Source organism: Kitasatospora sp. NPDC022856, from assembly GCF_055561235.1.
Window position 1 is genome coordinate 1 of sequence record NZ_JBVHHE010000119.1, and the last position, 2,827, is coordinate 2,827.

Sequence of the window (2,827 nt, forward strand, 5' to 3'; positions counted from 1 at the left end):
GTCGGCTCCAACGGATCGCGCGCCGCTGAGGGCTGCCGCGGGGCGGGGCGGGCCGGAGGCGGCGGGGGAAGCGCGGCCCGGGCCGGCTGGGCGGATGGTGGAGCCTGGCCGAGCCGGCGGGCCCGTTCCTCGTCCAGGGCCTGGTCGCGGCGGTGCTCGGCTTCGCGGCGGCAGACCATCGAGCAGTAGACGGTGCGGACGGTCTTCCCGGCCTGGAAGGGGTTCTCGCAGACCGGGCAGGTCCGGGTTTCCATGTGGGCCTCGCTGCGGCGCGAGGCGGTCCGGCACTCGGGCGAGCAGAACTTCCTCTTCCGGCTCAGGTCGGTGGTGAACTCCTTGCCGCACTGCGGGCAGTTCCGCAGTTTGGGCAGGTGCGCGGTGCCGCGCTCGCGGCAGGTCGGCGAGCAGTACTTGCGCCGGCTGGCCGCCGACTCGACGGTGAAGCCGATCCCGCACTCGGGGCAGGTCCGCTCCAACTCGTCTTTGATGGTGTCGAGTTCAGGAGACACGGGCGTTCACTCCCTGGCGAAGGTTGTCGGCGTGGCCCTGGTGGTGGCGGAGCCGGTAGGAGGGGCCGTCGATGCCGACGACGGCTGCCCGGTGCAGGAGGCGGTCCAGCATCGCGGCGGCGACGGTCGCGTCCCCGAAGGCCGAGGCCCAGTCGGCGATGCCGACGTTGGTACTCAGGATCGTGCTCGACTTCAGATACCTCTGGTTGATCACCTGGAACAACGCCGAGGCGCCGTCCTCGGGCAGCGGCAGGTAGCCGAGCTCATCGATGATCAAAAGCCGGGGGCCCGCGAAGAAGCGCATGCAGGTCTTCCAACGGCCCTCCAAGGCGGCCTTGTGGCATTTGGCCGCCAGCTCGGCCGCGGTGGTGAAGTAGACGCGGTGGCCCGCGTCGACCGCCGCCCGACCGAGCGCGACCGACAGCATGGTCTTGCCGACCCCGGGCGGGCCGACGAACAGCACGTTCGATGCGTCGTCGAGGAAGCGGAGGGTGGCCAGGTCGCGGATCAGCTTCTCGTCGACGCCGGGCTGGGCGGAGAAGTCGAAGTCCGACAACGTCCAGGGCTCCGGGAGACAGGCGAACCGTTCCCGGGCCGCCAGGCGCCGAGCCTCGGTGGCCTCGACCTCGATCTCCAACAGCCTCTCCAGCGCGGCGGTCATCGACAGGTTCTCGGAGCGGGCCTGGTCCAGCACCCGCGGGAGAGCATCGAACGCGTCGTTGAGCTTCAGGTAGGACAGGTGGGCTCGCAGCTGCGAGTAGCGGCGCGCTTCACTCATCTGCGTGGGTGGGGTGCTCACTTGCCGAGTTCCTCCTCAGGTGTCGGAGCGGTCCGCAGCCGGTCGGCCACGGCGGCATAGGTGTCGAGGTTGATGACGACCCGCTCGGCCGGGTTCGAGCCGGCGGCCTGGCCTCGCAGCCGTTCGGCTTCCGCGAGCGCCGCGGCGGACAGCGGGCGACGGGTCTTGGTCTTGCAAGGCGCCCGGTCGCTGACCTGTGCGAGAACCGCCCGCTCCAACGCGATCACGTGGCCCGCGTCGCGGACCGTTCGCCCGGCCCCGCGCGGCGCGAGCTGGTGGCGGGCGACCACCGCCCGGCCTGCGGTGACGATGTGCAGGTAGTCCTCGCCGAGCCGGTGCCGGACGGTGACCTGCAGCCCCGGCATCCCGGGCGGGACCGAGTAGAGGTTGCCCTCGAAGGAGACCAGGGCCTGCGGGCTGACCGTCCGGGTGACCTCCAGGTCAGCGGGGAACGGCAGAGTCGGAAGGTCCAACATCGGTTCAGCCGCAGCGAGTTCGGCAACTGTCACCTTCATCCCGTCCACGTTGCGGCGGCGGTCGTCCATCCGGATGGCGAGTTTGTCGACGCCGGACTGGGCCTGCTCGACGGTCAGGGCGTCCGGGACGGTTCGCCACCACCGTTGCGCGGCACTGTGGTTGGCCTTCTCCACCACGCCCTTGCGGTTGCCCCGCCGTGGCGGGCAGATCGCGACCTGGACCCCGTAGAACTTCGCGACGGCCGCGAACGCTGGGGTGACCTGCCCACTGGACGGGTAGCAGACCGTCGCCATCCGGTCGAAGCGCCAGCGCCTCGCGGTCCCGCCGAGCTTGCGCAGCACCGCATCGAGGGCCTGGATTAGGTGTGGGAAGTCCTCCGAGTCCGCCAGCACCGCCCGCCATCGGCCCGAATGCGCGAGCGCGCCGACCAGCAGATGGGCGTGTGCGCCGACACCCCAGCCGGCTGGCGGGTCGGGCAGCTCGACCCAGTCGAACTGGATTTCCTCCCCGGGCGGGTGCGCGATCACGGCCCGGTCCCGGCCCTTCGATGCCTGGCACGGCTCGCAGTGCGGCCGGACCTGGTAGCGGCGAAGCGCCTCCGTGAACGTCGAGTAGGCGCCCCGGTAGTCGAGCTGGACCACTTCATCGAACAGTGCTGAGGCCCACAAGTGAGGGTCGTCGGCGAGGCGTTGGCGGCAGTAATCCAGGAACGGCACGAAGGCGTCGGGAGCCTGGCGCCGCTGCTGCGGGATCCGCTCGCCGTTCAGGTAGGCCCGGATCGTCTTGCGGTCCCGGCCCAGATGGCGGGCGATCGCTGAGATCGTCCAGCCCTGACGGCGCAGAGCGTGCGCGTCGAGGTCTTCTTCCACCGTGAGCACCAAGCCCCTCCGACGAGGCCCAACCGTTGCTCACGCAGGCTTGCCGCAGCCCACCGCCGCTATCCCGACACGCCGACCGACACCACCCAAAAGGTGGGGAACCAAGCCCAGCAGGTTTGGCCCACCGCCCAGTACCACCTGGGGAGATTCAACCAGCGCCATCA

Annotated in this window: 3 protein-coding genes; all 3 read right to left on the reverse strand. The window is 70.6% G+C overall.

Translation table 11 applies throughout. From position 1 onward, the window contains the following. Positions 1–509, reverse strand: a 509-nt coding sequence (locus ACZ34W_RS38545; protein WP_465611150.1) for a hypothetical protein, incomplete at its 3' end; no start/stop codon positions are given. After that, positions 499–1,308: an IS21-like element helper ATPase IstB gene (gene istB / locus ACZ34W_RS38550; protein ID WP_280686096.1), complete on the reverse strand. Its 810-nt coding sequence runs from the start codon at positions 1,306–1,308 to the stop codon at positions 499–501. The genes ACZ34W_RS38545 and istB, both read right to left, overlap by 11 nt. After that, positions 1,305–2,663 (reverse strand): IS21/IS408/IS1162 family transposase, encoded by a 1,359-nt coding sequence (locus ACZ34W_RS38555; protein ID WP_465611153.1) that lies wholly within the window; start codon positions 2,661–2,663, stop codon positions 1,305–1,307. The genes istB and ACZ34W_RS38555 overlap by 4 nt, the downstream gene beginning before the upstream one ends. Positions 2,664–2,827 lie beyond the last annotated feature (164 nt).